Origin of the sequence: Pseudomonas sp. Q12-87 (assembly GCF_001269755.1) — a bacterium.
GTDB classification, from domain to species: Bacteria; Pseudomonadota; Gammaproteobacteria; order Pseudomonadales; family Pseudomonadaceae; genus Aquipseudomonas; species Aquipseudomonas fluorescens_S.
Map to the genome: position 1 here is coordinate 215,766 of NZ_LHVI01000014.1, position 25,213 is coordinate 240,978.

At 62.9% G+C, this 25,213-nt stretch carries 22 protein-coding genes; 13 read left to right on the plus strand and 9 right to left on the minus strand.

All coding sequences use genetic code 11. From position 1 onward, the window contains the following. Positions 1-62 precede the first annotated feature (62 nt). From AD663_RS10170 to AD663_RS10220, 11 genes are all read left to right on the plus strand, one after another. Positions 63-845: an ABC transporter permease gene (locus tag AD663_RS10170; RefSeq protein WP_003180421.1), complete on the plus strand. Its 783-nt coding sequence runs from the start codon at positions 63-65 to the stop codon at positions 843-845. After that, a complete protein-coding gene (locus tag AD663_RS10175; protein WP_003180423.1) occupies positions 845-1,693 on the plus strand; it encodes an ABC transporter ATP-binding protein in 849 nt (282 codons plus the stop codon). Before AD663_RS10170 ends, AD663_RS10175 begins: the two co-directional genes overlap by 1 nt. Beyond that, the gene (locus AD663_RS10180) at positions 1,690-2,652 is read left to right on the plus strand and encodes a HEAT repeat domain-containing protein (RefSeq protein ID WP_053213658.1); all 963 of its coding nucleotides are present in this window, start codon (positions 1,690-1,692) and stop codon (positions 2,650-2,652) included. Before AD663_RS10175 ends, AD663_RS10180 begins: the two co-directional genes overlap by 4 nt. Further along, positions 2,649-2,927 (plus strand): gamma-butyrobetaine hydroxylase-like domain-containing protein, encoded by a 279-nt coding sequence (locus tag AD663_RS10185; RefSeq protein ID WP_003180428.1) that lies wholly within the window; start codon positions 2,649-2,651, stop codon positions 2,925-2,927. The genes AD663_RS10180 and AD663_RS10185 overlap by 4 nt, the downstream gene beginning before the upstream one ends. 434 nt (positions 2,928-3,361) lie before the next feature. Beyond that, positions 3,362-4,663, plus strand: coding sequence for an IS4 family transposase (locus tag AD663_RS10190; protein WP_083455125.1), 1,302 nt, complete (start codon positions 3,362-3,364; stop codon positions 4,661-4,663). 231 nt (positions 4,664-4,894) lie between these two features. Further along, on the plus strand, positions 4,895-5,512 hold the full coding sequence (gene lexA, locus AD663_RS10195; protein WP_033045973.1) for a transcriptional repressor LexA: 618 nt from the start codon (positions 4,895-4,897) through the stop codon (positions 5,510-5,512). After that, positions 5,512-6,144, plus strand: coding sequence for a translesion DNA synthesis-associated protein ImuA (gene imuA / locus AD663_RS10200; protein WP_053213660.1), 633 nt, complete (start codon positions 5,512-5,514; stop codon positions 6,142-6,144). Before lexA ends, imuA begins: the two co-directional genes overlap by 1 nt. Before the next feature lie 7 nt (positions 6,145-6,151). After that, positions 6,152-7,573, plus strand: a complete 1,422-nt coding sequence (locus AD663_RS10205) for a DNA polymerase Y family protein (protein WP_003180434.1) — start codon at positions 6,152-6,154, stop codon at positions 7,571-7,573. Beyond that, complete coding sequence (locus tag AD663_RS10210; protein WP_053213661.1) at positions 7,570-10,647, plus strand: error-prone DNA polymerase; 3,078 nt, start codon at positions 7,570-7,572, stop codon at positions 10,645-10,647. The genes AD663_RS10205 and AD663_RS10210 overlap by 4 nt, the downstream gene beginning before the upstream one ends. A gap of 174 nt (positions 10,648-10,821) precedes the next feature. Continuing rightward, positions 10,822-12,933, plus strand: coding sequence for a PAS domain-containing sensor histidine kinase (locus AD663_RS10215; RefSeq protein ID WP_003180438.1), 2,112 nt, complete (start codon positions 10,822-10,824; stop codon positions 12,931-12,933). Positions 12,934-13,028: 95 nt separating this feature from the next. Continuing rightward, positions 13,029-13,307, plus strand: a complete 279-nt coding sequence (locus AD663_RS10220) for a hypothetical protein (RefSeq protein WP_003180440.1) — start codon at positions 13,029-13,031, stop codon at positions 13,305-13,307. A 57-nt stretch (positions 13,308-13,364) separates the two neighbouring features. On the opposite strand, the gene AD663_RS10225 is transcribed toward AD663_RS10220, so the two are convergent. The 5 genes from AD663_RS10225 to AD663_RS10245 all read right to left on the minus strand — a co-directional run bounded on the left by AD663_RS10225 (position 13,365) and on the right by AD663_RS10245 (position 19,591). Then, positions 13,365-14,384 (minus strand): branched-chain amino acid aminotransferase, encoded by a 1,020-nt coding sequence (locus tag AD663_RS10225; RefSeq protein WP_003180442.1) that lies wholly within the window; start codon positions 14,382-14,384, stop codon positions 13,365-13,367. A 247-nt stretch (positions 14,385-14,631) separates the two neighbouring features. Further along, positions 14,632-16,017: a dihydrolipoyl dehydrogenase gene (gene lpdA, locus AD663_RS10230; protein ID WP_053213662.1), complete on the minus strand. Its 1,386-nt coding sequence runs from the start codon at positions 16,015-16,017 to the stop codon at positions 14,632-14,634. A 3-nt stretch (positions 16,018-16,020) separates the two neighbouring features. After that, positions 16,021-17,295: a dihydrolipoamide acetyltransferase family protein gene (locus AD663_RS10235; RefSeq protein ID WP_053213663.1), complete on the minus strand. Its 1,275-nt coding sequence runs from the start codon at positions 17,293-17,295 to the stop codon at positions 16,021-16,023. Beyond that, on the minus strand, positions 17,296-18,354 hold the full coding sequence (locus AD663_RS10240; RefSeq protein ID WP_003180449.1) for an alpha-ketoacid dehydrogenase subunit beta: 1,059 nt from the start codon (positions 18,352-18,354) through the stop codon (positions 17,296-17,298). Between the two features lies 1 nt (position 18,355). Continuing rightward, on the minus strand, positions 18,356-19,591 hold the full coding sequence (locus tag AD663_RS10245) for a 3-methyl-2-oxobutanoate dehydrogenase (2-methylpropanoyl-transferring) subunit alpha (protein WP_003180454.1): 1,236 nt from the start codon (positions 19,589-19,591) through the stop codon (positions 18,356-18,358). 192 nt (positions 19,592-19,783) lie between these two features. On the opposite strand from AD663_RS10245, the gene bkdR reads away from it, so the two are divergent. After that, positions 19,784-20,272, plus strand: a complete 489-nt coding sequence (gene bkdR, locus AD663_RS10250) for a Bkd operon transcriptional regulator BkdR (RefSeq protein ID WP_003180456.1) — start codon at positions 19,784-19,786, stop codon at positions 20,270-20,272. 151 nt (positions 20,273-20,423) lie between these two features. Here bkdR and AD663_RS10255 read toward each other — a convergent pair whose 3' ends face one another. Then, positions 20,424-21,287 carry an MBL fold metallo-hydrolase gene (locus tag AD663_RS10255; protein ID WP_003180457.1) on the minus strand — a complete coding sequence of 288 codons (864 nt, stop codon included), beginning with the start codon at positions 21,285-21,287 and terminating at the stop codon, positions 20,424-20,426. Positions 21,288-21,491: 204 nt separating this feature from the next. Here AD663_RS10255 and AD663_RS10260 point away from each other — a divergent pair, with 204 nt between their 5' ends. Further along, positions 21,492-22,292, plus strand: a complete 801-nt coding sequence (locus AD663_RS10260; protein ID WP_003180459.1) for a sulfite exporter TauE/SafE family protein — start codon at positions 21,492-21,494, stop codon at positions 22,290-22,292. Between the two features lie 26 nt (positions 22,293-22,318). Here the strand turns inward: AD663_RS10260 and AD663_RS10265 are convergent, their stop codons facing one another. The 3 genes from AD663_RS10265 to AD663_RS10275 form a co-directional block, all read right to left on the minus strand. Continuing rightward, a complete protein-coding gene (locus AD663_RS10265) occupies positions 22,319-23,188 on the minus strand; it encodes an aldose 1-epimerase (RefSeq protein WP_003180462.1) in 870 nt (289 codons plus the stop codon). 161 nt (positions 23,189-23,349) lie between these two features. Beyond that, complete coding sequence (locus AD663_RS10270) at positions 23,350-24,630, minus strand: TRAP transporter large permease (protein WP_003180464.1); 1,281 nt, start codon at positions 24,628-24,630, stop codon at positions 23,350-23,352. Continuing rightward, on the minus strand, positions 24,630-25,157 hold the full coding sequence (locus AD663_RS10275; protein WP_003180466.1) for a TRAP transporter small permease: 528 nt from the start codon (positions 25,155-25,157) through the stop codon (positions 24,630-24,632). The genes AD663_RS10270 and AD663_RS10275 overlap by 1 nt, the downstream gene beginning before the upstream one ends. Positions 25,158-25,213: the final 56 nt, after the last annotated feature.

Genomic DNA, 25,213 nt, shown 5'->3' on the forward strand with positions numbered 1-25,213 from the left:
TGACCCACCGCTTTCGCGAGCAAGCCCGCTCCCACAGGGACTCCACACCAGAGGATAAATCAGTGTTCTCAACATCCAAACGCTGGCTCCTGCGAGCCGCTTCATTGCTGCTTTGCCTGCTGTTCTGGCAGCTCGCCGCCAACGGCCACTGGGACCTCGGCCTGGTGACCTTCGCCAACGTACCGACGCCGCTGGCGGTGATCCAGGCTGCGCTCGGCCTGGGGGAGTCCGGCAATCTCGCTCGGCACTTGGGCAGCAGTCTGGGGCGAGTGTTTGCCGGCTATGGCGCGGCGCTGGTACTTGGCGTGGCGCTGGGCGTCGCCATTGGTCGTTCGAAATGGGCCGAAGATTTGCTGTTGCCGCCGTTGGAAGTCCTGCGACCGATCCCAGCAGTGGCCTGGATTCCCCTGGCGATCCTGATGTTTCCCTCCTCGGAACTGTCGATGGTGTTCATCACCTTTACCGGGGCGTTGTTTCCGATCCTGCTCAATACCGTGCACGGCGTCGAAGGCGTGGACCGACGGCTGATCGCCTCGGCGAAAAGCCTCGGTGCCGGACGCCGGGCGATCCTGCTGGAAGTGATCCTGCCGGGTGCCGCGCCGAGCATCATTACCGGCCTGGCCATCGGCATGGGCACGTCGTGGTTCTGTCTGGTGACGGCAGAAATGATCGCCGGCCAATACGGCATCGGCTACTACACCTGGGCGTCCTACACCGTACAGAACTACCCCGACATCGTCGTCGGCATGCTGCTGATCGGCGTGCTGGGCATGGGCAGCAGTTTGTTGATCAAACGCCTGGGCGGGCTGGCCACGCCTTGGCATCGACCGCGAGGAAAAGCCTGATGAGTGCAATGCAAACGTCGGAGGGGCGGATCGATATCCGTCAGTTGTCCATTGTTCTCGGCCAAGGTACCCAAGCCTTCGAAGCCGTCCAGGGCCTCGATTGCCAGATCGAGGCGGGCCAGTTCGTCTGCGTCCTGGGGCCGTCCGGCTGCGGGAAGTCCACGTTGCTCGGCGCCCTGGCCGGGCATCTGCAACCGCGCACCGGCGCCCTGAATGTCGACGGCCTGCCAGTGTCCGGACCTTCGCCCCAGCGGGGCATGGTGTTCCAGCAACACACGTTGTTTCCCTGGCGTAGCGTGCGCGACAACGTCGCCTTCGGCCTGAAGATGCGTGGCCTGGGCAAGGCCGAGCGGCACCGGGCCGCCGATGAAATCCTTGCCCTGGTGGGCCTTGAAGGGTTTGCCGGGCACTGGCCGGATCAGCTCTCGGGGGGCATGCAGCAACGGGTGGAAATCGCCCGGGTGTTGGTCAATCGGCCACGGCTGTTGTTGATGGATGAACCCTTCGGCGCGCTGGATGCGTTGACCCGGTTGAACATGCAGGAACTGCTGCTGGATATCTGGACGCGCATCCGCACCACCGTGGTGTTCGTGACCCACGATATCGATGAGGCGCTGTTCCTGGCCGATCGCTTGCTGGTGATGAGCCCGCGCCCCGGACGAATCATCGAGGACCTGCGCCTGGATTTCCCCCGACCACGCACGACCGAGCTGGTCACCCGCCCTGAATTCGCCCGTTTGAAGCGCCACTGCCTCGAGCTGCTGCGCCATGAAGAAGGCCGGCAACTGCCGCGCCTCAATCCTCTCGGGCTTCCCTCTGAAACCTCCTTGCCGCGATTTGCCCTATGACCTCTCTATTCGAAGACACCGACAACGACGACATCCTCACCCTGCAACCGCGTCTCACCGACGAGGACCCGGGCGTGCGCCGCATCGCCCTGATCGAACTGGCCGACCTTGAAGAGCCCGAAGGCCTGCTGTGGTTGGTCGATCGCCTGGCCCAGGACCCCAGCGCCGAAGTGCGGGCCGAAGCCGCGCGATTATTGGAAGCCTGGGAAGACGCCCCGGTGGTCGCGGCGCTGTGCCAGGCCCTGACCGATCCGTGCGCGACCGTGCAGGCCGCCGCCGCCCAGAGCCTGAGCCTGCTCAAGAGCGAAGCGGCGGGGAGGGTGATCCTGCCTTGGGCCGTCCATGGGGATGTCAGTGTGCGCGTCGCGGCGTTCAGGGCTTTGCGCGAGTTGCGTCTGGCCGACGCCGCGCCGGCAGCCATCGCCGCCCTGGCCGATGGCGATGCCAGCGTACGCCGCGAAGCGGTCGGCGTACTGGGCTGGCTCAAGCACCTCGACGCCTTGCCGGCCCTGGCCCGGCTTGCCAGTGACGACCCGGACAGCGACGTGCGCCGCGCCGCCACCGGCGCCCTCGGCCTGGCCTCGGATGCGCAAGTCTTGCCGGCCCTGCGCCAGGCGTTGCAGGACCCGGCCTGGGCGGTGCGCGAAGAAGCCGCCACGACCTTGGGCAAGGTCGGCCACGCCGATGCCGGCCCGGCGCTGATCGACGCGCTGGGCGACGATTATTGGCAAGTGCGCCTGCGTGCCACCCGCAGCCTCGGCCGCTTGCGCTACGCCCCGGCGTTGCCGGCCCTGATCGAAACCCTGGACCATCGCATCAGCAACTTGCGCAAAGAAGCGGCCCTGGCCTTGGGCGAGTTGGCTGATCGCAACGCGATCCCGGCCTTGCAGGCAGCCCAGGACGACGGCGACCCCGAAGTGCGCAAAGCCGTGCGCATTGCCTTGGGCCAACTGCAATGAATCCCCTGGCGATTGGCAATTCCAAGGGCAAAGGGCAATTGAAGCTCGACTGGCCCGACGGCCGCGAACAACACCTGGACCACGCGGCACTGCGCCGCCACTGCCCATGCTCACAATGCCGGGCGTTTCGCCTGAAAGGGCTGACGGTCCAGGTCGACCCACGGATCCGAGTGGTTGAGGTCAATGCCCAGGGATATGGAGTGCAATTGGTCTTCAGTGACGGGCACGAGCGCGGGATTTATCCATGGGCGTACCTGGCGGAGCTTGAAAACTGACACACCGTTATCGCGAGCAAGCTCGCTCTCATAATTGAATCGGGGTACGGCCGGAGAGACAGGCCGGCTATAAGGCCGCCTCGCCGGCTTTTGACCTGGGGGCCCCGTTGACCACGCTGGCCGAACGCAGGCATTGCGCAGTGGGCATCCCGGCATGGATGCCGGGATAGCCGCGCTGGGTCATGGATGACCCTTCGCGGCGGGCCCACGGAGCAATGCCGGAGAGAGGGCACACCGAGCCTAGGCGAGGTGCCTAGTGGTGGGGCAAGCCTTTTTTGCTTACTTTTTTTGGCGTCTGAAAAAAAGTGAGTCGCCGTAAGGGCCAGCCCTTTCAAGGTCTTTGATAAAATCCCGCAAAACTCCAGTCAGGGTGGACGAAAGCGATGTGGGCAGAGGTTCTAGCACGGTTTGAGAAAAAAGCACCGGCCAGTGTCATGACCAGAGTGATATTGGAGCAGGCTGTTCCTGCTGAATGGGTCGATCAGGTGTTCGAAGAACACCGTCAGCGGCAGTACCCACGTGAGCTTTTGTTTTCAACCATCGTTGAACTGATGTCCCTTGTTTCATTGGGCTTGCGACCCTCGCTGCATGCCGCCGCGCGGCAGATGGAAGACCTTCCTGTCAGCTTGGCGGCGCTATATGACAAGGTCAGCCGCACAGAGCCTGCGCTACTGCGCGCCCTAGTCACCGGCAGCGCAGAGCGTTTGGCACCGACGGTAAAAGAACTGGGGCACTCAGCCATTTTGCCTGGCTGGCAACTACGGGTCGTTGACGGTAACCACCTGCCTTCCAGCGAAAAGCGTCTGGGCGCTTTGCGCCGTGAACGCGGCGCCGCCCGGCCTGGTTTTTCCGTTGTGGTTTACGACCCCGACCTGGATCAGGTCGTTGATCTTCAGCCTTGTGAAGATGCCTATGCCAGCGAGCGCGTCAGCGTGCTGCCCTTGCTGGAAAAGGCCTGTACGGGACAACTGTGGATGGCTGACCGACTCTACTGCACGCTCCCGGTCATGGAGGCCTGCGAAGATACCGGGGCCTCGTTCATCATTCGCGAACAGAGCAAACATCCACGCCTGCTTAAGGAAAGCGTCTGGCAGGTGCCTGTCGCGGTCGCGGCAGGCAGCGTGCGCGAGCAAATCATCGAAGTAAAAGGTGGACGCCAGTGGCGACGAGTCGAACTGAACCTGCAAAAACCCACCGAATCCGGCGATACCACGCTGCTGTTCTGGAGCAACTTGCCCGACTCTATCAGTGCTGAGCAAATCGCCGATTTGTACCGCCGTCGCTGGAGCATCGAAGGGATGTTCCAGCGCCTGGAAGCGGTGTTGGACAGTGAAATCGAAACCTTGGGCAACCCTAAAGCAGCCCTGCTGGGATTTGCGTCGGCCGTGTTGGCTTACAACGTTCTGGCCGTGCTCAAACGCAGCGTCGAGCAGGCTCATCGCCAGACCCTGCCCGACGATTGGGAAGCATCGATTTATCACCTAACGGTACAGGTACGCAGCGGTTACGAGGGGATGCAAATAGCCTTGCCAGAATATCTATGCATCCCGATCCCCGCTGCAGGACTGACTCAGTACCTGCTTGCACTCGCTCGAAATATCCAGCCCAAAGCGGTCGCCAAGAGCAAACGAGGCCCGAAAGTGCCCAAGTCAAAGGAGTGGCTGGAAGGCAAAGCCGCGAATGCCCACGTGTCAACGGATCGGGTGCTCAAGGCAGCTAAAATCAAAAGACCTTGAAAGGGCTGGCCGTAAGGGCGAAACCCTAAGTTGCCGTTACCGCAAAAATGGATATGTACTCAGTCCTAAATAACCTAGCCAGATGCCAGCCCTCCATGGCGAGCAAGCGAACACGTGAATTTGTGAGCACAGGAAGAAATGTGGAAGCGAGCTTGCTCGCGATGGCGGCAATCCAGGCGACCTGTCGAACTGACTGGCGGCGCTTGTCAGAGAAACCCCGAAAGAGTACAAATGTACTCCATGACGACTCTCACCCCCCGCCGCACCGCCATCCTGACCTTCATCCGCGAACGCATCGCCGAGCAGGGCCAGTCTCCCAGCCTCGCTGAAATCAGCGAGGCGTTCGGTTTCGCCTCCCGTAGCGTGGCGCGCAAACACGTGCTGGCACTCACCGAAGCCGGTTTCATCGAGGTCAACCCGCACCAGGCCCGGGGTATCCGCTTGCTGAACCAACCGCCGCGTCCCGAGCTTCTGGACGTGCCGGTGCTGGGGCGAGTGGCCGCCGGACGGCCGATCAGCGCCGATGCCGAGGTCCACAGCCGCCTGATGCTGGACCCGGCGATGTTCACCAGGGCGCCGGATTACCTGTTGCGCGTGCAAGGCGACTCGATGATCGAAGATGGCATTCTCGACGGGGACCTGGTGGGCGTGCAGCGCACACCGCAAGCCTCCAACGGCCAGATTGTCGTGGCGCGCCTGGACGGCGAAGTCACCATCAAGCGCTTCGAACGCATCGGCGAGCGGGTGCGTCTGCTGCCGCGCAACCCGGCCTACCAGCCGATCATCGTCGAAGCCGACCAGGACCTGGCCATTGAAGGCGTGTTCTGTGGCTTGTTGAGGCAAGGCTGATGGGCGCTGTCGTTGCATTGGACACGCTGTTCAACGGCGGTCAGGTCTGGAAGGGCCGGCCTGCGCCGCCGGCCGCCAGCCCGCAACCCACCGGTCATGCTGCACTGGACGCGGCGCTGCCCAGCGGCGGCTGGCCGGAAGCGGCCCTGACGGAGTTGCTCATCGCCGCGCCGGGCGTGGGCGAGTTGCAATTGGTATGGCCGACCCTGGCGCGACTGTCGGCAGCAGGGGAGCGGATCGTGCTGGTGGCACCGCCGTTCGTGCCCTATCCCCAGGCCTGGCAGAACGCCGGCATCGATTTGCGTCAGTTGTCAGTGATCCACGCCGATGAGCGCGATGCCCTGTGGGCCACCGAGCAATGCCTGCGTTCGGGCAGTTGCGGTGTGGTGCTGTGCTGGCCCCGTCAGGCCGATGACCGGGCCATGCGCCGGCTGCAAGTGGCGGCTGAAACCGGCCAGACCCTGGCGTTCGCCTGGCGCTCGATCCAGGAGGCCATCAACCCGTCGCCGGCGGCCCTGCGCATCGCCATCGATACGCGACCGGCGCAATTGCGCGTGCTCAAGTGCCGGGGCGGGCTGGCCCGTTCGGCGCCGATTGCCTTTGCCTCGCTCATCACACAGACAGGGCATTGAGGTTGCGATGCGCTGGGTCTGTATTCTCTTCCCGCAATTGGCGCTGGACGCCGCGCTGCGCCAGCGCCCCGATCCAGACGAACCCCTGGCGCTGCTGACCGGCCCGGCCCAGCGTCGGGTATTGCAAGCGGTGAATGCGCAGGCAAGGGCCCTGGGCTTGCGTCCCGGCCAGACCATGACGGCTGCCCAGGCCCTGAGCAAGGGGTTCGCCACGGCCGAATACGACGCGACGCAGATCGAGCACTGGCAACAATTCCTGGCGGCCTGGGCCTACCGTTTCAGCTCCCAGGTCAGCGTGCATTATCCGCGCACGGTGCTGTTCGAGATCGAGTCGAGCCTGGGCCTGTTCGGGCCCTGGCCGGTGTTCGAAGCGCGGTTGCGGGCCGAGCTGACTGAACTGGGATTTCGGCACCGCATCGTCGCCGCACCGAACCCGGTGGCGGCGCGGGTGTTGGCCAATGCCTATGACGCCTTGGTGGTGCCCGACAGCGAGGCCTTGCAGGCGTGCCTGGGACAGATGCCGGTGGACCGCATCGGCCTGGAACCCGACGCCGCCCTGGCTTTGTCGCGCATGGGCCTGCGCCGCCTGGACCAAGTCCAGGCCTTGCCCCGAAACACCTTGGCACGACGCTTCGAAGCCCAGGTACTCAAGCACCTCGATGCGCTGGTGGGCAGCCGCACCCTGGCGCTGTCGTTCTATTTACCGCCGGACCGTTTCGATGTGCGCATCGAACTCAACTACGACGTCCAGTCCCACCAGGCGCTGCTGTTCCCGTTGCGGCGATTGACCGGTGACCTGGCGGCCTTTCTATGCGGCCGCGACAGCGGCGTGCAGCGTTTTGACTTGCATCTGGAGCACGCCGGCTTGCCGGATACGCTGATCAAGGTCGGCCTGCTCAGCGCGGAGCGGGATCCTTCGATGCTCTTCGAACTGGCCCGCGGCCGATTGGAGCAAGTCCAGGTCGAAGCCCCGGTGCGCGGCTTTCGCTTGTGTGCCGAAGACCTGCCGAGTTTCGTGCCCCAGCGCCTGGAACTGTTCGACGAACGTCCCCAACAATCCTTGCCCTGGGAACAACTGCGCGAACGGTTGCGGGCCCGGCTGGGGGACGAAGCGGTGCAGGGGCTGGGGTTTCGTGACGATCATCGGCCTGAATGCGCTTGGCAAATGATCCCTCAGCTTCGCCCCCAAGTCTGTCCGGTGCGCGAGGGCGTACAGCGTCCCGGCTGGCTGCTCGACGAACCCCAGGCATTGCCGCCAGGCCAGGCGCATATCTTCATGGGCCCGGAGCGCATCGAGACCGGCTGGTGGGATGGCGCCGATGTGCGTCGCGATTATTACCTGATCGAAACCCGCACTGGGCAACGTGGCTGGGCCTATCGCACGGTGGGCGAAGACGGGCCGCTGTGGCTGCAAGGGTGGTTCGCATGAGCGTTGAGTATGCCGAGCTGCATTGCTTGTCGAACTTCAGCTTCCAGCGCGGCGCCTCCAGTGCCCTGGAACTCTGCCGTCGGGCCAAGGAGCAGGGCTATCAGGCCCTGGCGATTACCGACGAATGCACCCTGGCCGGGATCGTCCGGGCCTGGCAGGCGGCCAAGGAACTGGACCTGCACCTGATCGTCGGCAGCGAGATCCAGGTCGAAAACGGTCCGAAACTGGTGTTGCTGGTGGAAAACCTGGAAGGCTATCAAGCCTTGTGCCGGTTGATCACCCGTGCCCGGCGCCGCAGCGAGAAGGGCCGCTATCGCATTGTGCGCGAGGATTTCGATGAGCCCCTGCCAGGATTACTGGCGCTGTGGGTGCCTGATGACAAGGATGGCGAGGTGCAGGGCCATTGGCTCCAGTCGATCTTCGCCGGGCGCCTGTGGCTGGCGGTCCAGTTGCATTGCGGGCAGGACGACCGCCGTCGGTTGGCGGATTTGCTGGCCCTGGCTGAACGCCTGAATCTTCCTGCCGTGGCCAGTGGTGATGTGCACATGCACGTGCGCGGTCGTCGTGCCTTGCAGGACACCATGACCGCCATCCGGCACCACGTCACGGTCGCCGAGGCCGGGCAACGCCTGCACCCCAACGGCGAACGCCATTTGCGCAGCCGCAAGGATCTGGCCGATCTCTACCCCCGCGCCTTGCTCGACGAGACGCTGGACATCGCCCGGCGTTGCACCTTCGATCTCAGCCAACTGCGCTATCAATACCCCCGCGAGCTGGTGCCGGAAGGCCATGACTCGACGTCCTGGCTGCGGGAATTGACTGAGCGCGGAATGCGTAGGCGGTGGGAAGCGGGGGTGGAAGACAAGGTCCGCACACAGATCGACACTGAGTTGAAATTGATCGCCGAGCTGGGCTACGACAGTTATTTCCTCACCGTGCAGGACATCGTCAGCTTCGCTCGCGAGCGGCATATTCTCTGCCAGGGGCGCGGTTCGGCGGCTAATTCGGCGGTGTGCTACGCCTTGGGCATCACCGAAATCGACCCCAGTCATACCAAGATGCTGTTCGAACGATTCCTGTCCCGGGAGCGCAACGAGCCGCCGGACATCGATGTCGATTTCGAACATGAGCGTCGTGAAGAAGTCTTGCAGTACGTGTTCCAGCGCTACGGCCGTCATCGTGCGGCGCTCACGGCGGTGGTCAGCAGCTACCACGGCGCCGGGGCGGTGCGCGACGTCGCCAAGGCCCTGGGCCTGCCGCCGGACCAGGTCAATGCGCTGGCCGATTGCTGTGGACGCTGGAGCGATGAAGCTCCGCCGGTAGACCGCTTGCGTGAGGGAGGCTTCGACCCGGACAGCCCGGTGTTGCGTCGGGTGCTGGGCCTGACTGGGCAACTGATCGGCTTCCCTCGGCACTTGTCCCAGCACCCTGGCGGCTTCGTGATATCCGAACAACCCCTGGACACCTTGGTACCGGTGGAAAACGCGGCGATGGCCGAGCGCACCATCATCCAGTGGGACAAGGACGATCTGGACGCGGTCGGCCTGCTCAAGGTGGACATTCTGGCCCTGGGCATGCTCAGCGCGATTCGTCGTTGTTTCGACCTGATCGCGCAATACCGGGGCGAGCGCCATACCCTGGCGTCGCTGGCCAAGGACGATCAGGCCACATTCCAGATGATCAGTCGCGCCGACACCATCGGCGTCTTCCAGATCGAGTCCCGGGCGCAGATGGCGATGTTGCCCCGGCTCAAGCCCAAGGATTATTACGACCTGGTGATCGAAGTGGCGATCGTGCGGCCAGGCCCGATTCAGGGTGGGATGGTGCATCCCTACTTGCGTCGACGAAATGGCGAGGAGGCCATCACTTTTCCTTCGCCGGAATTGAAAGAGGTCCTGGGACGCACCTTGGGCATTCCGTTGTTCCAGGAACAAGTCATGCAGATCGCCATCGTCGCCGCCGATTACACTCCCGGTGAAGCCGACCAACTGCGCCGCTCCATGGCCGCCTGGAAACGCCATGGCGGGTTGGAGCCCCATCGAGAACGCCTGGCAGCGGGGATGAAGAAAAACGGCTACACCCCCGAATTCGCCGCGCAGATCTTCGAACAGATCAAGGGCTTCGGCAATTACGGCTTTCCCGAGTCTCACGCTGCCAGTTTCGCCTTGCTGACCTACGCCAGCAGCTGGCTTAAATGCCACGAACCGGCGGCATTCGCCTGTGCCCTGATCAACAGCTGGCCGATGGGGTTCTACAGCCCGGACCAGATTCTCCAGGATGCCCGCCGGCATCAACTGCAGATCCGCCCGGTGGACGTGCGCGCCAGTGACTGGGATTGCAGCCTTGAACCCATGGAAGGCCAGCAGCCGGCGATCCGAATGGGGCTGCGCCTGGTCAAGGGCTTTCGCCAAGAGGATGCCCGCCGTATCGAAACAGCCCGTCGGCAGCGGGCATTCTGTGACGTGGCCGACCTGGGCGAACGCGCGCAACTCGATGCCCGGGCGCAGGCGCAACTGGCCGATGCTGGAGCCCTGCGCGGCCTGGCCGGTGATCGCCATCGTGCGCGCTGGGAAGTGGCCGGGGTGCAGAAGCAGCTGGGCCTGTTCGCCGGATTGCCTAGCCAGGAAGAACCGCCCGTGGAGCTGCCGACACCGACGGTAGGGGAGAACCTGTTTGCCGATTACGCCACGCTTGGCACGACATTGGGGCCTCATCCGCTGGCCTTGCTGCGTCCCGAGCTGCGCGCGCGACGCTGCCGCAGCTCAAGGGAATTGCAGGCTGTGGAACATGGCCGCAACGTCAGCGTCGCCGGGCTGGTCACCGGACGCCAGCGCCCAGGCACAGCCAGCGGCGTGACCTTCGTCACCCTGGAAGATGAATTCGGCAACCTCAACGTGGTGGTTTGGCGCGACCTGGCCGAACGTCAGCGAAAGATCCTGGTGGGCTCGCAATTGCTGCGGGTCGACGGACGCTGGGAAAGCGTCGGCGAGGTCCGCCATCTGATCGCCGGACGCTTGAGCGACCTGACGGAGTTGCTGGCGGGTATCCAGGTGCATAGCCGCGATTTCCGTTGAAGCCTGTTGTTGTGCTGCGGACTTTTGGACCTGGGCAGGGAAGAATCCCTTGCTGGGACAGTGCCCGGATCGACCGCCATGAAACCAAACGCCAACCCCGCGCTCGAAGCTCTGGGCGCAAGGGACTTGTGATGTGTCAACTCCCAGCAGGTATTTGAGGTTCAGAATCTAGCCATGCAGTTTCTATCCCAGAATCACGGGTGCTCCGGGTGGGGTGCAGAAATGGCCGGGCGTATCCGGGCGTTCGATTGGAGCCAGACCGAACTGGGCCCTATCGAGCATTGGACCGCCAGCCTGCGCAGCGCCGTGCAGGTGTTGTTGGCTTCGCCCTTGCCGATGGTGATGTTATGGGGCCGCCAGGGCTTCATGATCTATAACGATGCCTACGCCGAGTTCGCCGGTGGCCGTCATCCCTATCTGCTGGGGCGAGCGGTGGAGCTGGGCTGGCCGGAAGTCGCCGAATTCAATCGCCACGTGCTCGACGTCTGCCTGGCCGGCGGCACCTTGTCCTATCGCAGTAAAGAACTGGTCCTGCTGCGTGATGGCAAGCCGGAAAATGTCTGGATGGACCTTTACTACAGCCCGGTACCGGACGATGACCAAACCCCGGCGGGCGTGTTGGCGATCGTAGTGGAAACCACCGAACATGTATTGACCGAGCGGGCGCGGCAGCAGGCCGAGCGCAGTTACCGCGCGGTCAATGAGCGCATCCAGCTGGCGCTTTCGGCCGGGCCGCTGCTGGGGTCTTTCGTCTGGGATGTCCAAGCCGACACGCTGTCTGGCGACGAGCGTTTCGCCCGTACTTTCAACTACCCGCCCAGTTGCCCGCTGGACGCTTTACCCATCGAGATCGCACGCCAGAGCATTCATCCGGACGACCTTGAGGAGGTTAGCCAGAAGACCGAACTGACGTTGCGCACGGGCACGCCTTACAGCGTCGAGTATCGGGTGCGTCGCTCCGATGGTGATTACCTGTGGGTGCAGGCCAGCGGTCGATGCGAATTCGACGCGACCGGCAGGCCCCTGCGTTTCCCGGGCGTGCTGATCGACATCAACGAGCGCAAGACCGCCGAAGCCTCGCTGCTCAAGTTCACGCGGGATCTGGAGCAGCGCGTCGCCGAAGAAGTGCAGGCGCGGTTGACGGCAGAAGAACAGTTGCGCCAGTCGCAAAAACTCGAAGCCATTGGTGGCCTGACCGGCGGCGTGGCCCACGACTTCAACAACCTGCTGCAAGTCATCGCCGGCAACCTGCACCTGCTGGCCCGCCATGAGTCGGACAACGCTAACGTGCAGCGACGGGTAAGCGCTTCCATCGAAGCCGTGGAGCGGGGCGCTAGATTGTCATCGCAACTGCTGGCTTTTGCCCGGCGCCAGCCGTTGTCTCCGGCGATCTACAACCCGCGGCGCATTTACGATGGCATGGGTGAGTTGTTACAGCGGGCCCTGGGCGAAACCATCCGGATTGACGTGACTTTGCCTGAGGAACCCTGGTGCATCCACGTCGATCGCAATCAGCTGGAAAACGCCCTGCTGAACCTGGCGATCAATGCCCGCGATGCCATGGGCGGCGAGGGCAACATCGACATGATCGGCGAGAACATCGCGCTCGATGAGGCCGCCTGTGCCGGCAAAGGCATCCCGGCGGGCGACTACGTGCGATTGTCGGTAATCGATCGCGGCGCAGGCATGCCGCCGGACGTCTTGAACCAAGTGTTCGAGCCATTCTTCACCACCAAGACCGACGGCCAGGGCACTGGGCTTGGCTTGAGCATGGTGTTCGGGTTCGTCAAGCAGAGCGGCGGTCATATCGAGATTGCCAGCACCCTGGGCGAGGGAACCCGGGCGCAGATGTATTTTCCCCGCAGCTTGCAACCTGAAACCACAGAACAGGTACCACACGACTCGCTCGAGCCTGGGGGGCAAGAGACGATCCTGGTGGTGGAAGACAATGACGAGGTGCGCAGCGCGTCGGTGGAATTGCTGGAGCAGGCCGGATATCGGACCCTGACCGCCGTCAATGCCGATGCGGCGATGAAGCTGCTGCTTGAAGGCGCCTCGGTGGACCTGATCTTCACCGACGTGGTCATGCCCGGCCTGATCAAGAGTTCCGACCTGGCCGCCTGGGCCAAGGTGCAGAACCCGCCGGTCCCGGTATTGTTCACCTCAGGGCACACCCGCGACATCATTTCCCGGAACCACCAGTTGAGCCCCGACACTCATTTGCTGAGCAAGCCCTACGGTCCGGATGCCCTGACCCGAATGGTGCGCAGCGTCCTGGGCAGTTGATCGCGGCGACCTAAACAAATGGAACCGAAGCCATTGTGTCCCCTTCGAATGGCTATGGCCGATTCACATGCGGCCCTGTCATGAACGAGGTGCCTATGAACGACGAACCTGCAACCACGCAGCAACAAGGACAGACGCAAACGTCGTCCCCGCGCAACGATCCGGCCATCGACCCACAGGTTCCGGCCGGCTCACCCAATACCCCCGTCAGCCCCACCGAGGGAGGCCAGGCCCAGAGCGCGACCCCGGAGGTCGATCAGAAAAAACACCATCAGGACAATGACAACACCTTCAGCCCCGGCTTCAAGCCTGACCCGGACCGGCCGAAATCCGATGACAACACTGATGCCGATATTGATACCGATGGTGGCTAGCCAACGAAAAAGCCCGACTTCACAGCCGGGCTTTTTTTTGACACGCTCAGGCGTGGATCACACCTTGACGATCCAACCCGCCGGCGCTTCCACGTCGCCGGTCTGCACGCCGGTCAGCTCCTTGTAGAGCTTCTGGGTGATCGGGCCGACTTCGGTTTCGCTGTGGAACACGTGCAGCTTGTCCTTGTAGCTGATGCCGCCAATCGGAGTGATGACCGCAGCGGTACCGCAGGCACCGGCTTCCTTGAAGTCCGACAGCTTGTCGATAAGCACGTCGCCTTCGATCACTTCCAGGCCCAGGCGCGATTTGGCCAGTTCGATCAGCGACAGGCGGGTGATGCCCGGCAGGACCGAAGGGGAGTTGGGGGTGACGAATTTGTTGTCGTGGGTGATGCCGAAGAAGTTCGCCGAGCCGACTTCTTCGATTTTCGAATGGGTCAGCGGATCGAGGTAGATGCAGTCGGCGAAGCTGGCTTTCTTGGCCTGGGAGCCGGGCATCAGGCTGGCGGCGTAGTTGCCACCGACCTTGGCCGCGCCGGTGCCTTGTGGGGCGGCACGGTCGAAGCTGGAAATCAGGAAGTTATGCGGGGTCAGGCCGCCCTTGAAGTAGGCGCCGACCGGGATGCAGAAGATCGAGAAGATGAACTCCGGCGCGGTGCGCACGCCGATGTTGTCACCCACGCCGATCACGAACGGACGCAGGTACAGCGCGCCGCCGGTGCCGTAAGGCGGGATGAAGCGCTCGTTGGCGCGGACCACTTGCTTGCAGGCTTCGACGAACTGCTCGGTCTCGACGAATGGCATCAGCAGGCGGGCGCAGCTGCGCTGCATGCGGGCGGCGTTCTGGTCCGGGCGGAACAGGTTGATCGAACCGTCCTTGCAGCGATAGGCCTTCAAGCCTTCGAAGCATTGCTGGCCATAGTGCAGCGCCGTGGAGCCTTCGCTGATGTGCAACACATTGTCGTCGGTCAGGGTGCCGGCGTCCCAGGCGCCATCGCGCCAGTGCGACAGGTAGCGTTTGTCGGTCTTGATGTAGTCAAAGCCCAGTTTGTCCCAATTGATGCTCTCGTTACCCATGACACCCTCTATTTCTTAACAACCGTCGAAACGGTTCAAGGCTTCTGACGTATTTTGGATGGGGACAACAATACTTCATTCCGGGGTTGTTTCGCAGCCTGCTCGATAAGGGGCAGGCATATTTTCCCGGCGTTTCACCTGTGGCGAGGGAGCTTGCTCCCGCTCGAGTGCGCAGCACTCGCAAAAAAGCCAGGGCCGCTTCGCTGCCCAGCGGGAGCAAGCTCCCTCGCCACGGTGGATATCATCGCTACAGATGCAACGCATGCCCCAACGCCCGCAACGCCGCTTCCTGCACGGCCTCACCGAGCGTCGGATGGGCATGGATGGTGCCGGCGATGTCCTCCAGGCGTGCGCCCATTTCCAATGACTGGCCGAACGCGGTGGACAGCTCGGACACGCCCACGCCGACCGCCTGCCAGCCGACAATCAGATGATTGTCCCGGCGCGCCACGACCCGCACGAAACCGCTTTTCGATTCCAGGGTCATTGCCCGGCCATTGGCGGCGAACGGGAAATTGGAAACGATGCAATCGAGCCCGGCCGCCTTGGCTTCGTCCGGCATCTTGCCGACCACCACCAGTTCCGGATCGGTAAAGCACACCGCCGCGATGGCCGTCGGGTTGAACTCACGATGCTGGCCGGCGATCAGTTCGGCGACCATTTCGCCCTGGGCCATGGCCCGGTGAGCGAGCATCGGTTCGCCGCTCAGGTCGCCGATGGCCCAGACGTTGCGCATGCTGGTCTGGCAGCGGTGGTCGATTTTCACTGCCGAACCGTTCATCGCCAAGTCCAGCGCTTCAAGGTTCCAGCCCTGGGTGTTGGGTTTGCGCCCGACCGCCACCAGCACCCGGTCAGTGGCCAGGTTCAACGTGTCACCCTGGGGATCGCGCACCTGCAACGTGCTGGCCTGGGCATCGAAGCCTTCGACGCTGTGCTTGAGATAAAGCTTCACGCCCAGTTGTTTGAGCGCCTCGTGCACCGGTTGGGTCAATTCACCGTCGTAGGCTGGCAAGATCCGTTCCTGTGCTTCGACCACGCTGACTTCGGCGCCGAGCTTGCGATAGGCAATGCCCAGCTCCAGGCCGATGTAGCCTCCGCCGACGACCACCAGATGCTTGGGCACCGAGGTCGGGGCGAGGGCTTCGGTGGAGGAAATGATCGGCCCGCCCACCGGCAGCATCGGCAGATTGACGCTTTTCGAGCCGGTGGCCAGCAGCAGGTGTTCGCATTGGATACGGGTGTCGCCAACTTCGACGGTCTTGCCGTCGAGCACCTTGGCCCAGCCATGGATGACCTGGACCTTGTGCTTTTTCAACAATGCCGCGACGCCCGTGGTCAGGCGATCGACGATGCCATCCTTCCATTCCACGCTCTTGCCGATGTCCAGGGTCGGCGCCGACACCGTGATGCCCAGGGCTGAGCCCTGGCTGTGGTGTCGGGTCTGGTGGAACTGCTCGGCCACGTGAATCAATGCCTTGGACGGGATGCAGCCGATGTTCAAGCACGTGCCGCCCAATGCCTGGCCTTCCACCAGGATGGTCGAGATGCCCAACTGGCCGGCGCGGATCGCCGCGACATAGCCGCCGGGGCCGCCGCCGATGATCAGCAGCGTGGTGTTCAAAGTCTGTTGCATTCGTTACTCCACGAACAGCGTTGCGGGTTGTTCGAGCAGGCCGCGCAGGGCCTGGATGAATTGCGCCGCGTCCATGCCATCGACCACCCGGTGATCGAAGGAACTGGAGAGGTTCATCATCTTGCGGATGACGATCTGGCCTTTGACGACCATGGGCCGCTCGACGATTTTGTTCACGCCGACGATTGCCACTTCCGGCAGGTTCAGCACGGGTGTGCTGACAATGCCGCCCAACGCCCCGAGGCTGGTCAGGGTGATGGTCGAACCGGACAGCTCATCGCGACTGGCCTTGCCATTGCGGGCCGCCGTGGCCAGGCGCGAGATCTCCGCCGCGCTGTCCCACAGGCTACGGGCTTCGGCGTGACGCACCACTGGCACCATCAAGCCAACGTCGCTCTGGGTGGCGACGCCCACGTGCACCGCGCCTGAGCGGTGGATGACCTGGGCTTCGTCGTCGTAGCGCGCATTCATCTGCGGGAAATCCCGCAGCGCCACGACCAGCGCGCGCACCAAAAATGGCAGCAGTGTCAGCTTGCCGCGACTGGCGCCGTGTTTCTCATTCAAATGAACCCGCAGTTCTTCGAGGGCCGTCACGTCGATTTCCTCGACGTAGCTGAAATGGGCGGCGCGCTGGGTCGCTTCCTGCATGCGCTGGGCGATCTTGCGGCGCATGCCGATCACTGGGATCTGTTGGTCATCGTGGCGTTCGGCATAGCCCGAACCGCCCTTGGCCTGGGTCGATGGACCTTGGGCCAGATAGGCTTCGAGATCTTCATGCAGCACGCGGCCGGCCGGGCCGCTGCCCTGGACCAGGCGCAGTTGAATGCCCAGGTCCAGCGCGTGCTTGCGCACGGCCGGCGAGGCCAATGGGCGTTCTTCTGGATTGCGGGCCACAGGGGCCTGGGCGGCGCAGCGTGGCACGGCGACGGTTTTTTCCGGGGCCGGTTCGGACGTTGTAACGGGCGCAGGCTTTGGGGCCTGCACTGTGGCAGTCGATTTTGCCGGTTCGTTCAAGCTTTCCTTTACGTTGCCGGCGCCTTCCACTTCAATACGGATCAGTTCGCTGCCCACCGCCATCACTTCACCCGGCTCGCCGCCCAAGGCGATAACCCGACCGTGTACGGGTGAGGGGATGTCGACCATGGCTTTGTCGGTCATGACATCGGCCAGCACCTGGTCTTCGACCACCATGTCGCCCACCTTGACGTGCCACACCGACAGTTCAACTTCGGCGATGCCTTCGCCAATGTCCGGCATCTTGATAACGTGCGTGCCCATTCAGACCTCCATGACCCGTTTCAACGCCGCGCCCACACGGGACGGCCCTGGGAAATACGCCCACTCCTGCGCATGCGGGTAGGGAGTGTCCCAACCGGTGACGCGCTCGATCGGCGCTTCCAGGTGATGGAAGCAATGCTCTTGGACCAGCGACACCAACTCGGCACCAAAACCGCAGGTACGGGTGGCTTCGTGGACGATCACGCAGCGGCCGGTCTTCTTCACCGACTTGACAATGGTCTCCAGATCCAACGGCCACAGGCTGCGCAAGTCGATGACTTCGGCGTCGATGCCGGTTTCCTCGGCGGCGACCTGGGACACATAGACCGTGGTGCCGTAGGTCAGGATGGTCACGTCCTTGCCCGGACGGGTGATGGCGGCGACGTCCAGCGGCACGGTGTAATAACCGTCCGGCACTTGTGCCGAAGGGTGTTTGGACCACGGCGTCACCGGGCGGTCATGGTGGCCGTCGAACGGGCCATTATACAGGCGCTTGGGTTCGAGAAAGATCACCGGGTCATCGTTTTCGATGGAGGCGATCAGCAGGCCCTTGGCGTCGTAGGGGTTGGAGGGCATCACGGTGCGCAGGCCGCAGACCTGGGTGAACATCGCCTCGATGCTCTGGCTGTGGGTCTGGCCGCCGTAGATACCGCCGCCGCAGGGCATGCGCAAGGTCATCGGCGCGGTGAACTCGCCGGCCGAGCGATAACGCAGGCGCGCCGCTTCGGAAATGATCTGGTCCGAGGCCGGGTAGACGTAATCGGCGAACTGGATTTCGGCGACCGGCCGCAGGCCATAGGCGCCCATGCCCACCGCCACGCCGACGATGCCGCTTTCGGAGATCGGCGCGTCGAACACCCGCGAAGTGCCGTACTTGTTCTGCAGGCCTTCGGTGCAGCGAAACACGCCGCCGAAGTAGCCCACGTCCTGGCCGAACACCACGACGTTGTCGTCGCGCTCGAGCATCACGTCCATGGCCGAGCGCAGGGCCTGGATCATGGTCATGGTGGTAGTGGTCATGGCGGTGTCCAACGCAATATTGTTGTTGTGATCGTTCATGTCAGATCCCCAACTGCTGACGCTGGCGCTTCAAGTGCTCCGGCATCTCTTTGTAGACGTCTTCGAACATGGTCGCGGCGCTTGGAATCTGGCCGCCGGCGAGGGTGCCGTACTGCTCGGCTTCCTTCTGCGCGGCGATCACCTCGGCTTCGAGTTCGGCCGTGACTGCGGCATGTTCCTCTTCGGACCACTGGCCGATCTTCACCATGTGCTGCTTGAGGCGTGCGATCGGATCGCCCAGGGGGAAGTGGCTCCAGTCGTCTGCGGGACGGTATTTCGACGGATCGTCGGAGGTGGAGTGCGGGCCGGCGCGGTAGGTGACCCACTCGATCAGCGCTGGGCCGAGGTTGCGGCGGGCGCGTTCGGCGGCCCAGCGCGAGGCGGCGTAGACCGCCATGAAGTCGTTGCCATCTACCCGCAGCGAAGCGATGCCGCAGCCGACGCCGCGTCCGGCGAAGGTGGTGGCTTCACCGCCGGCAATGGCCTGGAAGGTGGAGATCGCCCACTGGTTGTTGACCACGTTGAGAATCACCGGCGCCCGGTAGACGTGGGCGAAGGTGAGGGCGGTGTGAAAGTCCGATTCGGCGGTGGCGCCGTCGCCGATCCAGGCCGAGGCGATTTTGGTATCGCCCTTGATCGCCGAAGCCATGCCCCAGCCCACGCCTTGGATGAATTGCGTGGCGAGGTTGCCGGAAATGGTGAAGAAACCGGCGTCCTTGACCGAATACATAATCGGCAACTGCCGGCCCTTGAGCGGATCACGCTCGTTGGACAGCAGTTGGCAGATCAGGTCCACCAGCGGCACGTCGCGGGCCATCAGGATGCTTTGCTGGCGATAGGTGGGGAAGCACATGTCGTCGATGTTCAAGGCCAGGGCCTGGGCGCTGCCGATGGCTTCTTCGCCAAGGCTTTGCATGTAGAACGACATCTTTTTCTGACGCTGGGCGACGACCATGCGGTTGTCGTAGATGCGCGTCTTGAGCATGGCGCGCATGCCCTTGCGCAGGATCTCGACGGGGATATCCGCGGCCCAGTCACCCAAGGCATTGCCTTGGTCGTCGAGCACGCGGATCAGGCTGCGGGCCAGGTCGGCGGTGTCGGCGGGTTCGACGTCGATAGGGGGTTTGCGCACCGTGCCGGCATCGGACAGATGCAGGTAGGAGAAGTCGGTCTTGCAGCCGGGACGGCCCGAGGGTTCGGGAACGTGCAGGCGTAGCGGTTCATACGCTGGGTTCATGGCTTTCTACGCTCGATCTTGTGAATTTCTTGTAGTGGGCGCGCTAGCTGACGAATTTCCCCGGGTAAGGGAAATTGTCCTACAACAATCATAGGCTCGACGCAGAAGAATATTTTTCTCTGTTAGCTTGCTGTTCAGATCATTTGCAGATAAAAAATCTGCACAACGATAAAAAACAGGATTATTTGTCTCATGCGTAAATTGGATCGCACCGACATCGGCATTCTGAACAGCCTTCAGGAAAACGCCCGTATCACCAACGCCGATCTGGCCCGCTCAGTGAATCTTTCACCGACGCCGTGCTTCAACCGGGTCCGGGCCATGGAGGAGTTGGGGGTGATCCGCGAGCAGGTGACCTTGCTCGATGCCGATATGCTGGGCTTGCACGTCAACGTGTTCATCCATGTCAGCCTGGAGAAGCAGGTGGAGGAGGCGCTGCAGCATTTCGAAGAGGCGATCTCCGACCGGCCGGAGGTGATGGAGTGCTACTTGATGGCCGGCGATCCGGATTATCTGATCCGCGTGCTGGTGCCGACGATCCAGTCGTTGGAGCGGTTCATGATGGATTTTTTGACCAAGGTCCCGGGGGTGGCGAACATCCGTTCGAGCTTTGCCCTCAAGCAGGTGCGCTATAAGACCGCGTTGCCGCTGCCGGCCAATGGCTTGACGTTGGGGACTTGAACCAAAAGGCTTTTAGGGCCGCTTCGCGCCCCAGCGGGAGCAAGCGCCCTCGCCACAGGATGGGGTTTGGGCCGGCCACCGACTCGCCAACCACTCATTTCCCGTGGCGAGGGAGCTTGCTCCCGCTGGGCTGCGCAGCAGCCCCCAATTTCTAAAGCTGGTTGATCGGGATTTTCAGGTAGATCACACCGTTGTCTTCAGCAGGCGGCAGGTGACCGGCCCGCACATTCACCTGGATCGCCGGCAACAACAGTGTAGGCATGCCCAACGTCTTGTCCCGCTCGGTGCGCATGGTCACGAACGTAGCCTCGTCGACCCCATCGTGAATATGGATGTTGTGCTGGCGCTGCTCACCTACGGTACTCATGCAATGGGGCTCGCGGTGCTCCGGGGGATAGTCGTGGCACACGTACAGGCGAACGCCGGCGGGGAAGGCCAGCAGCTTGCGGATCGAGGCGTAGAGTTGCTGGGCGTTGCCGCCGGGGAAGTCGCAGCGGGCGGTGCCTACGTCCGGCATGAACAGCGTGTCGCCCACCAGAATCACGTCGCCGTCGATCAGATAGGCCATGTCTGCCGGAGTGTGGCCGGGCACGTGCAGCGCGGTGGCCTTGAGGTTGCCGATGGAGAAGGACTCGTCGGCAGCGAATAGGTGATCGAACTGCGAGCCGTCCACCGCGAATTGCGGTTCGAGGTTGAACAACGCCTTGAAGACGCCCTGGACCTGGTTGATGGACTGACCGATGGCGATCTTGCCGCCCAGTTTCTGGCGCAGGTAGGGCGCGGCGGACAGATGATCGGCATGGGCATGGGTTTCCAGCAGCCATTGCACGGTCAGCCGGTGCTCGTGGACGAAGGCAATGATGCGGTCGGCCTGTTCGGTGGCGCTGCGTCCCGAAGTCGGGTCGTAGTCGAGCACTGGATCGACCACCGCGCATTGCCCACCGTCGTGCTCAAAAATGACGTGGGTGTAAGTCTTTGAGGCGGGGTCGAGAAAGCTTTGGATCTGCGCGGGCATGACAGCGAACCTGTGCGGGAAGAACTCATGAAAGGGCTGCTATGCAGCCCCGCGGGAGCAAGCTCCCTCGCCACATACCAATCTAAAATAGCTTGTTGCAACGCTTGGGACTTACAACATATGGTCCGCAGCTTAATGAGGGCCAAGGCGTCCTGCAAATGCGATCACACCTGCCAACAGGTGTGCGCGGCTTGAGAGAACCTTATGTTACTGGCAAGTTTTTTTGGTGTAGTCATGGGCCTGGTGCTCGGCCTGACGGGGGCGGGCGGTGGCATCCTGGCGGTGCCGGCGTTGGTATTGGGCCTGGGATGGAGCATGACCCAAGCCGCCCCGGTGGCGTTGTTCGCGGTGGGCAGCGCCGCCGCAGTGGGGGCCATCGACGGGCTGCGCCATGGCCTGGTGCGCTATCGCGCGGCGTTGCTGATCGCGCTACTCGGGGCGGTGTTTTCGCCGCTGGGCATCTACGTTGCTCATCAGCTCTCGGAAAAAATCCTGATGATGCTGTTCAGCCTGTTGATGGTGCTGGTGGCGGCGCGCATGTTGCGTCGCGAAAGCGTACAACCAGGCCCCAGCGACCACGGCGCGGCCAGTTGGGGCCAGAAAAATTGCATGCTCGACCGCGAGACCGGGCGCCTGGCCTGGACCGGCCGATGCACCGCCACGTTGTCGGCGTTGGGCGCGGTGACCGGGATGGTCTCGGGATTGCTCGGCGTCGGCGGTGGCTTTCTGATCGTGCCGGCGTTCAAGCAACTGACCGATGTGCAGATGCGCGGGATCGTCGCGACGTCCTTGATGGTCATCAGCCTGATTTCGTTGATCGGTGTAGTAGGTGCGTTTCATGCCGGGGTAAGCATCGACCGGGTCGGCGGCGTGTTTATCGCGGCGAGCATTCTCGGCATGGTGTTGGGCCGACGGCTATCGGCCCATGTCCCGGCCCGGGCATTGCAGGTGGGGTTTGCGGCGGTGTGCCTGGGGGTGGCGGTGTTCATGTGGGTGCGGGCGTAGCTACCAAGAACCTCGGTTGCACAGGGTCATAGCAGCCTGCACTGCATCGAAAACCCCAGCGTCACCGATTCCCCCTGCCTCAACAAGCGCAACCCCGGCCGTCCTGGCAGGTGGTGGGCGTTGACCGGATGGCTGACCGGTTCGATGCAGAAGAACCCCAGGTCCACCGGACAGTACAGCAGGAAATAATCGCAGCCGCTGGCCCGGCACTCCAGCTCGTAGCCCAGGTCTGGCTGCTGGATCAGGCAGTGCCCATTCCAACCGCCGAAGCCGTTGTCGACAAGCGTGTTGGGCAGTGAGCGCAGGTTCTCGAAGTTCCACTGATCAGGGACGTCGATCCGTTCCGTGGGCAGCTTCGCGGTGTCGCACATCCAGACTTCAGTTGCGCGGGTTTGCAGGCGTGTGCCGGCGGTGCGCGGGAAATACGGGTGCAAGCCCAGCCCATGCCAGGCGGGTTGTTCCGCCATGTGGGTGACGTGCATCGCGAGGTGCAACTGGCCGCTGCTCAAGCGGATGCGCAGGCTGGCGCAGTAGGCGAACGGGTACTGGCTGTCGAGCTGCAGCAACACTTCCTGGGCACTTTGTTCGGTCACTTGCCATGGCTGTTGCCAGGCGCTGCCGTGGATTGGAAAGGGATCGTTGGGGCTGTTGGGTTCCAGGGCGAGCCAGCCGCCGGGGCAATCGAAACCACCCTCGGCGATCCGGTTCGACCATGGGATCAACGGAAAACCGCCGAGCTTGCCGGGCAGGCCGTTTTCCACGGCGTTCGGAGCCGGGGGACGTAGCAGCGGCGCGCCGTTACTGCGCAGCGTCCAGTCGACCAGGCTGGCGCCCAGATGCGGGGCCAAGGTGAGGCGGGTCAGTTCGTCTTCGAGGTGCAGAAGAGGTGGGCTCATGGTGGTCGCGTCCGTCGAGTGGGGAAGCCTGTGTGGCGAGGGAGCTTGCTCCCGCTCGGCTGCGAAGCAGACGCCCTGCGTTGGAACCGGATGGGCCTGCTGTGCAGTCCAGCGGGAGCAAGCTCCCTCGCCACAAGGGGGCTTGCTTGCTGATGGAATGGTTACAACACCAGATGCGGCAGCCACAGCGAGATGGCCGGAATGTAGGTCACGAGCATCAGCACCACGAACAGCATGGCGTAGAACGGCAGCAGGGCCTTGACGGTGCTTTCGATACTGACCTTGCCAATGGCGGAGCCCACGAACAGCACCGCGCCCACCGGTGGGGTAATCAGGCCGATACCCAGGTTCACCAGCATGATCATGCCGAACTGCACCGGGTCCACACCGATGCCCACAATCACTGGCATCAGGATCGGCGTCAGGATCAGGATCAGCGGCGCCATGTCCATCACGGTGCCCAGCAGCAGCAGCATCACGTTGATGCACATCAGGATCACGTAGCGGTTATCCGACAGCGTCAGGAACATCGTGGTGATTTTCGCCGGGATCTCCATCAGCGTCATGATGTAGCCGAAGCTGGCGGCGAAGCCGATCAGGATCATCACGATAGAGATGGTGCGTACCGTACGGTGCATCAGTTTCGGCAACTCGCTCCATTTGTAGTCGCGGTAGATGCACATGGTCACGAAGAATGCCCACACCACGGCGATCGCGGCCGATTCGGTGGCGGTGAAAATGCCCGAGAGAATGCCGCCCAGGATGATGAACAAGGTCATCATGCCCCACATGGCTTCCTTGCAGATCTTCAACGCTTCTTTGAGCGGGATCACTTCGCCCTTGGGGTAATTGCGCTTCTTCGCAAAAACCAGGCACAGCGCCATCAGGCAAAGGTTCATCATGATGCCGGGGACGATGCCGGCCATGAACAATGAACCGATCGAGACGGTGCCGCCCGCGGCGAGCGAGTACAGCACAGCGTTATGGCTTGGCGGCGTGAGCAGTGCTTGTACCGAACCGCTGACGGTCACGGCGGTGGCGTACTCCCGCGGATAACCTTGGCGTGTCATTTCCGGAATCAGTACCGAACCGACCGAGGCGGTGTCGGCAACCGAGGAGCCCGAGATTGCACCGAAGAAACTCGACGCCACGAGGTTGACCAAAGACAGGCCACCGCGCACGAACCCCACCAGTACACTGGCGAATGCCACCAGTCGGCGGGACATGCCACCCTCGGCCATGATCGCGCCCGCGAGGACGAAGAAGGGAATGGCCAGCAGCGAGAATTTGTTCACCCCGCCCGTCACCTGGATCATCATGGCTTGGAACGGGATGTCGATCCAGAATGCACCGATCAGTGCAGAGGCACCGAGGGCGTAGGCCACGGGCATGCCGATCATGATCAACAACAAAAAACTGCCCAGCAGAATCAGAGCGTCCATTAAGCGGCACCTTCGTTTTCTTCAACCAGGTCGAACTGCACGACCCGACGCTGGCTTTGATCGCCCAGCAAGAGTTTTTCCAGCACAAAAATCAACGTCAGGAAGCCACCGATCGGTATCGGCATGTACGTGATGCCGACGCGCAGGGTAGGGATGGCGCTCATGAATTGATTCCACGTGGTCATGCACAGCTTGGTGCCCCACACGGTCATGAAAATGCACACCGCTGCCATCAACAGCTGGGAGACAACCGATGCGGCGGTTCTCAAGTGAGGCGGCATGCGAGAGGTAACCATGTCCACGGCCATGTGCGAGCCGGAGCGGTAGCTGGCGGCGGCACCGATGAAGGTGAACACGATCATCAGCAGGATCGCGGTAGGTTCCGGCCAGCTCGAGCCTGAGCCGAGCACGTAGCGGGCAAACACCCCCCAAGGGATCATCAGCGCAACGGCAAGGACAGAAAGGCCGGCCACCCAGATGCACGTCATGTAAATCTTATCGTTGATACGCAGCAGCAAATTCTTCATCGGGTTCCACCGTAACCGGGCGCGCCTTTTAACCGCAGGCGCGCCCAGCCGTTTCA

Bases quoted from the DNA above. Each gene is read 5' to 3' on its own strand.
- AD663_RS10175 (WP_003180423.1), top strand. From the start codon at position 845: ATGAGTGCAATGCAAACGTCGGAGGGGCGGATCGATATCCGTCAGTTG.
- AD663_RS10180 (WP_053213658.1), top strand. From the start codon at position 1,690: ATGACCTCTCTATTCGAAGACACCGACAACGACGACATCCTCACCCTG.
- AD663_RS10185 (WP_003180428.1), top strand. From the start codon at position 2,649: ATGAATCCCCTGGCGATTGGCAATTCCAAGGGCAAAGGGCAATTGAAG.
- AD663_RS10190 (WP_083455125.1), top strand. From the start codon at position 3,362: ATGACCAGAGTGATATTGGAGCAGGCTGTTCCTGCTGAATGGGTCGAT.
- lexA (WP_033045973.1), top strand. From the start codon at position 4,895: ATGTACTCCATGACGACTCTCACCCCCCGCCGCACCGCCATCCTGACC.
- imuA (WP_053213660.1), top strand. From the start codon at position 5,512: ATGGGCGCTGTCGTTGCATTGGACACGCTGTTCAACGGCGGTCAGGTC.
- AD663_RS10205 (WP_003180434.1), top strand. From the start codon at position 6,152: ATGCGCTGGGTCTGTATTCTCTTCCCGCAATTGGCGCTGGACGCCGCG.
- AD663_RS10210 (WP_053213661.1), top strand. From the start codon at position 7,570: ATGAGCGTTGAGTATGCCGAGCTGCATTGCTTGTCGAACTTCAGCTTC.
- AD663_RS10215 (WP_003180438.1), top strand. From the start codon at position 10,822: ATGCAGTTTCTATCCCAGAATCACGGGTGCTCCGGGTGGGGTGCAGAA.
- AD663_RS10220 (WP_003180440.1), top strand. From the start codon at position 13,029: ATGAACGACGAACCTGCAACCACGCAGCAACAAGGACAGACGCAAACG.
- AD663_RS10225 (WP_003180442.1), bottom strand. From the start codon at position 14,384: ATGGGTAACGAGAGCATCAATTGGGACAAACTGGGCTTTGACTACATC.
- lpdA (WP_053213662.1), bottom strand. From the start codon at position 16,017: ATGCAACAGACTTTGAACACCACGCTGCTGATCATCGGCGGCGGCCCC.
- AD663_RS10235 (WP_053213663.1), bottom strand. From the start codon at position 17,295: ATGGGCACGCACGTTATCAAGATGCCGGACATTGGCGAAGGCATCGCC.
- AD663_RS10240 (WP_003180449.1), bottom strand. From the start codon at position 18,354: ATGAACGATCACAACAACAATATTGCGTTGGACACCGCCATGACCACT.
- AD663_RS10245 (WP_003180454.1), bottom strand. From the start codon at position 19,591: ATGAACCCAGCGTATGAACCGCTACGCCTGCACGTTCCCGAACCCTCG.
- bkdR (WP_003180456.1), top strand. From the start codon at position 19,784: ATGCGTAAATTGGATCGCACCGACATCGGCATTCTGAACAGCCTTCAG.
- AD663_RS10255 (WP_003180457.1), bottom strand. From the start codon at position 21,287: ATGCCCGCGCAGATCCAAAGCTTTCTCGACCCCGCCTCAAAGACTTAC.
- AD663_RS10260 (WP_003180459.1), top strand. From the start codon at position 21,492: ATGTTACTGGCAAGTTTTTTTGGTGTAGTCATGGGCCTGGTGCTCGGC.
- AD663_RS10265 (WP_003180462.1), bottom strand. From the start codon at position 23,188: ATGAGCCCACCTCTTCTGCACCTCGAAGACGAACTGACCCGCCTCACC.
- AD663_RS10270 (WP_003180464.1), bottom strand. From the start codon at position 24,630: ATGGACGCTCTGATTCTGCTGGGCAGTTTTTTGTTGTTGATCATGATC.
- AD663_RS10275 (WP_003180466.1), bottom strand. From the start codon at position 25,157: ATGAAGAATTTGCTGCTGCGTATCAACGATAAGATTTACATGACGTGC.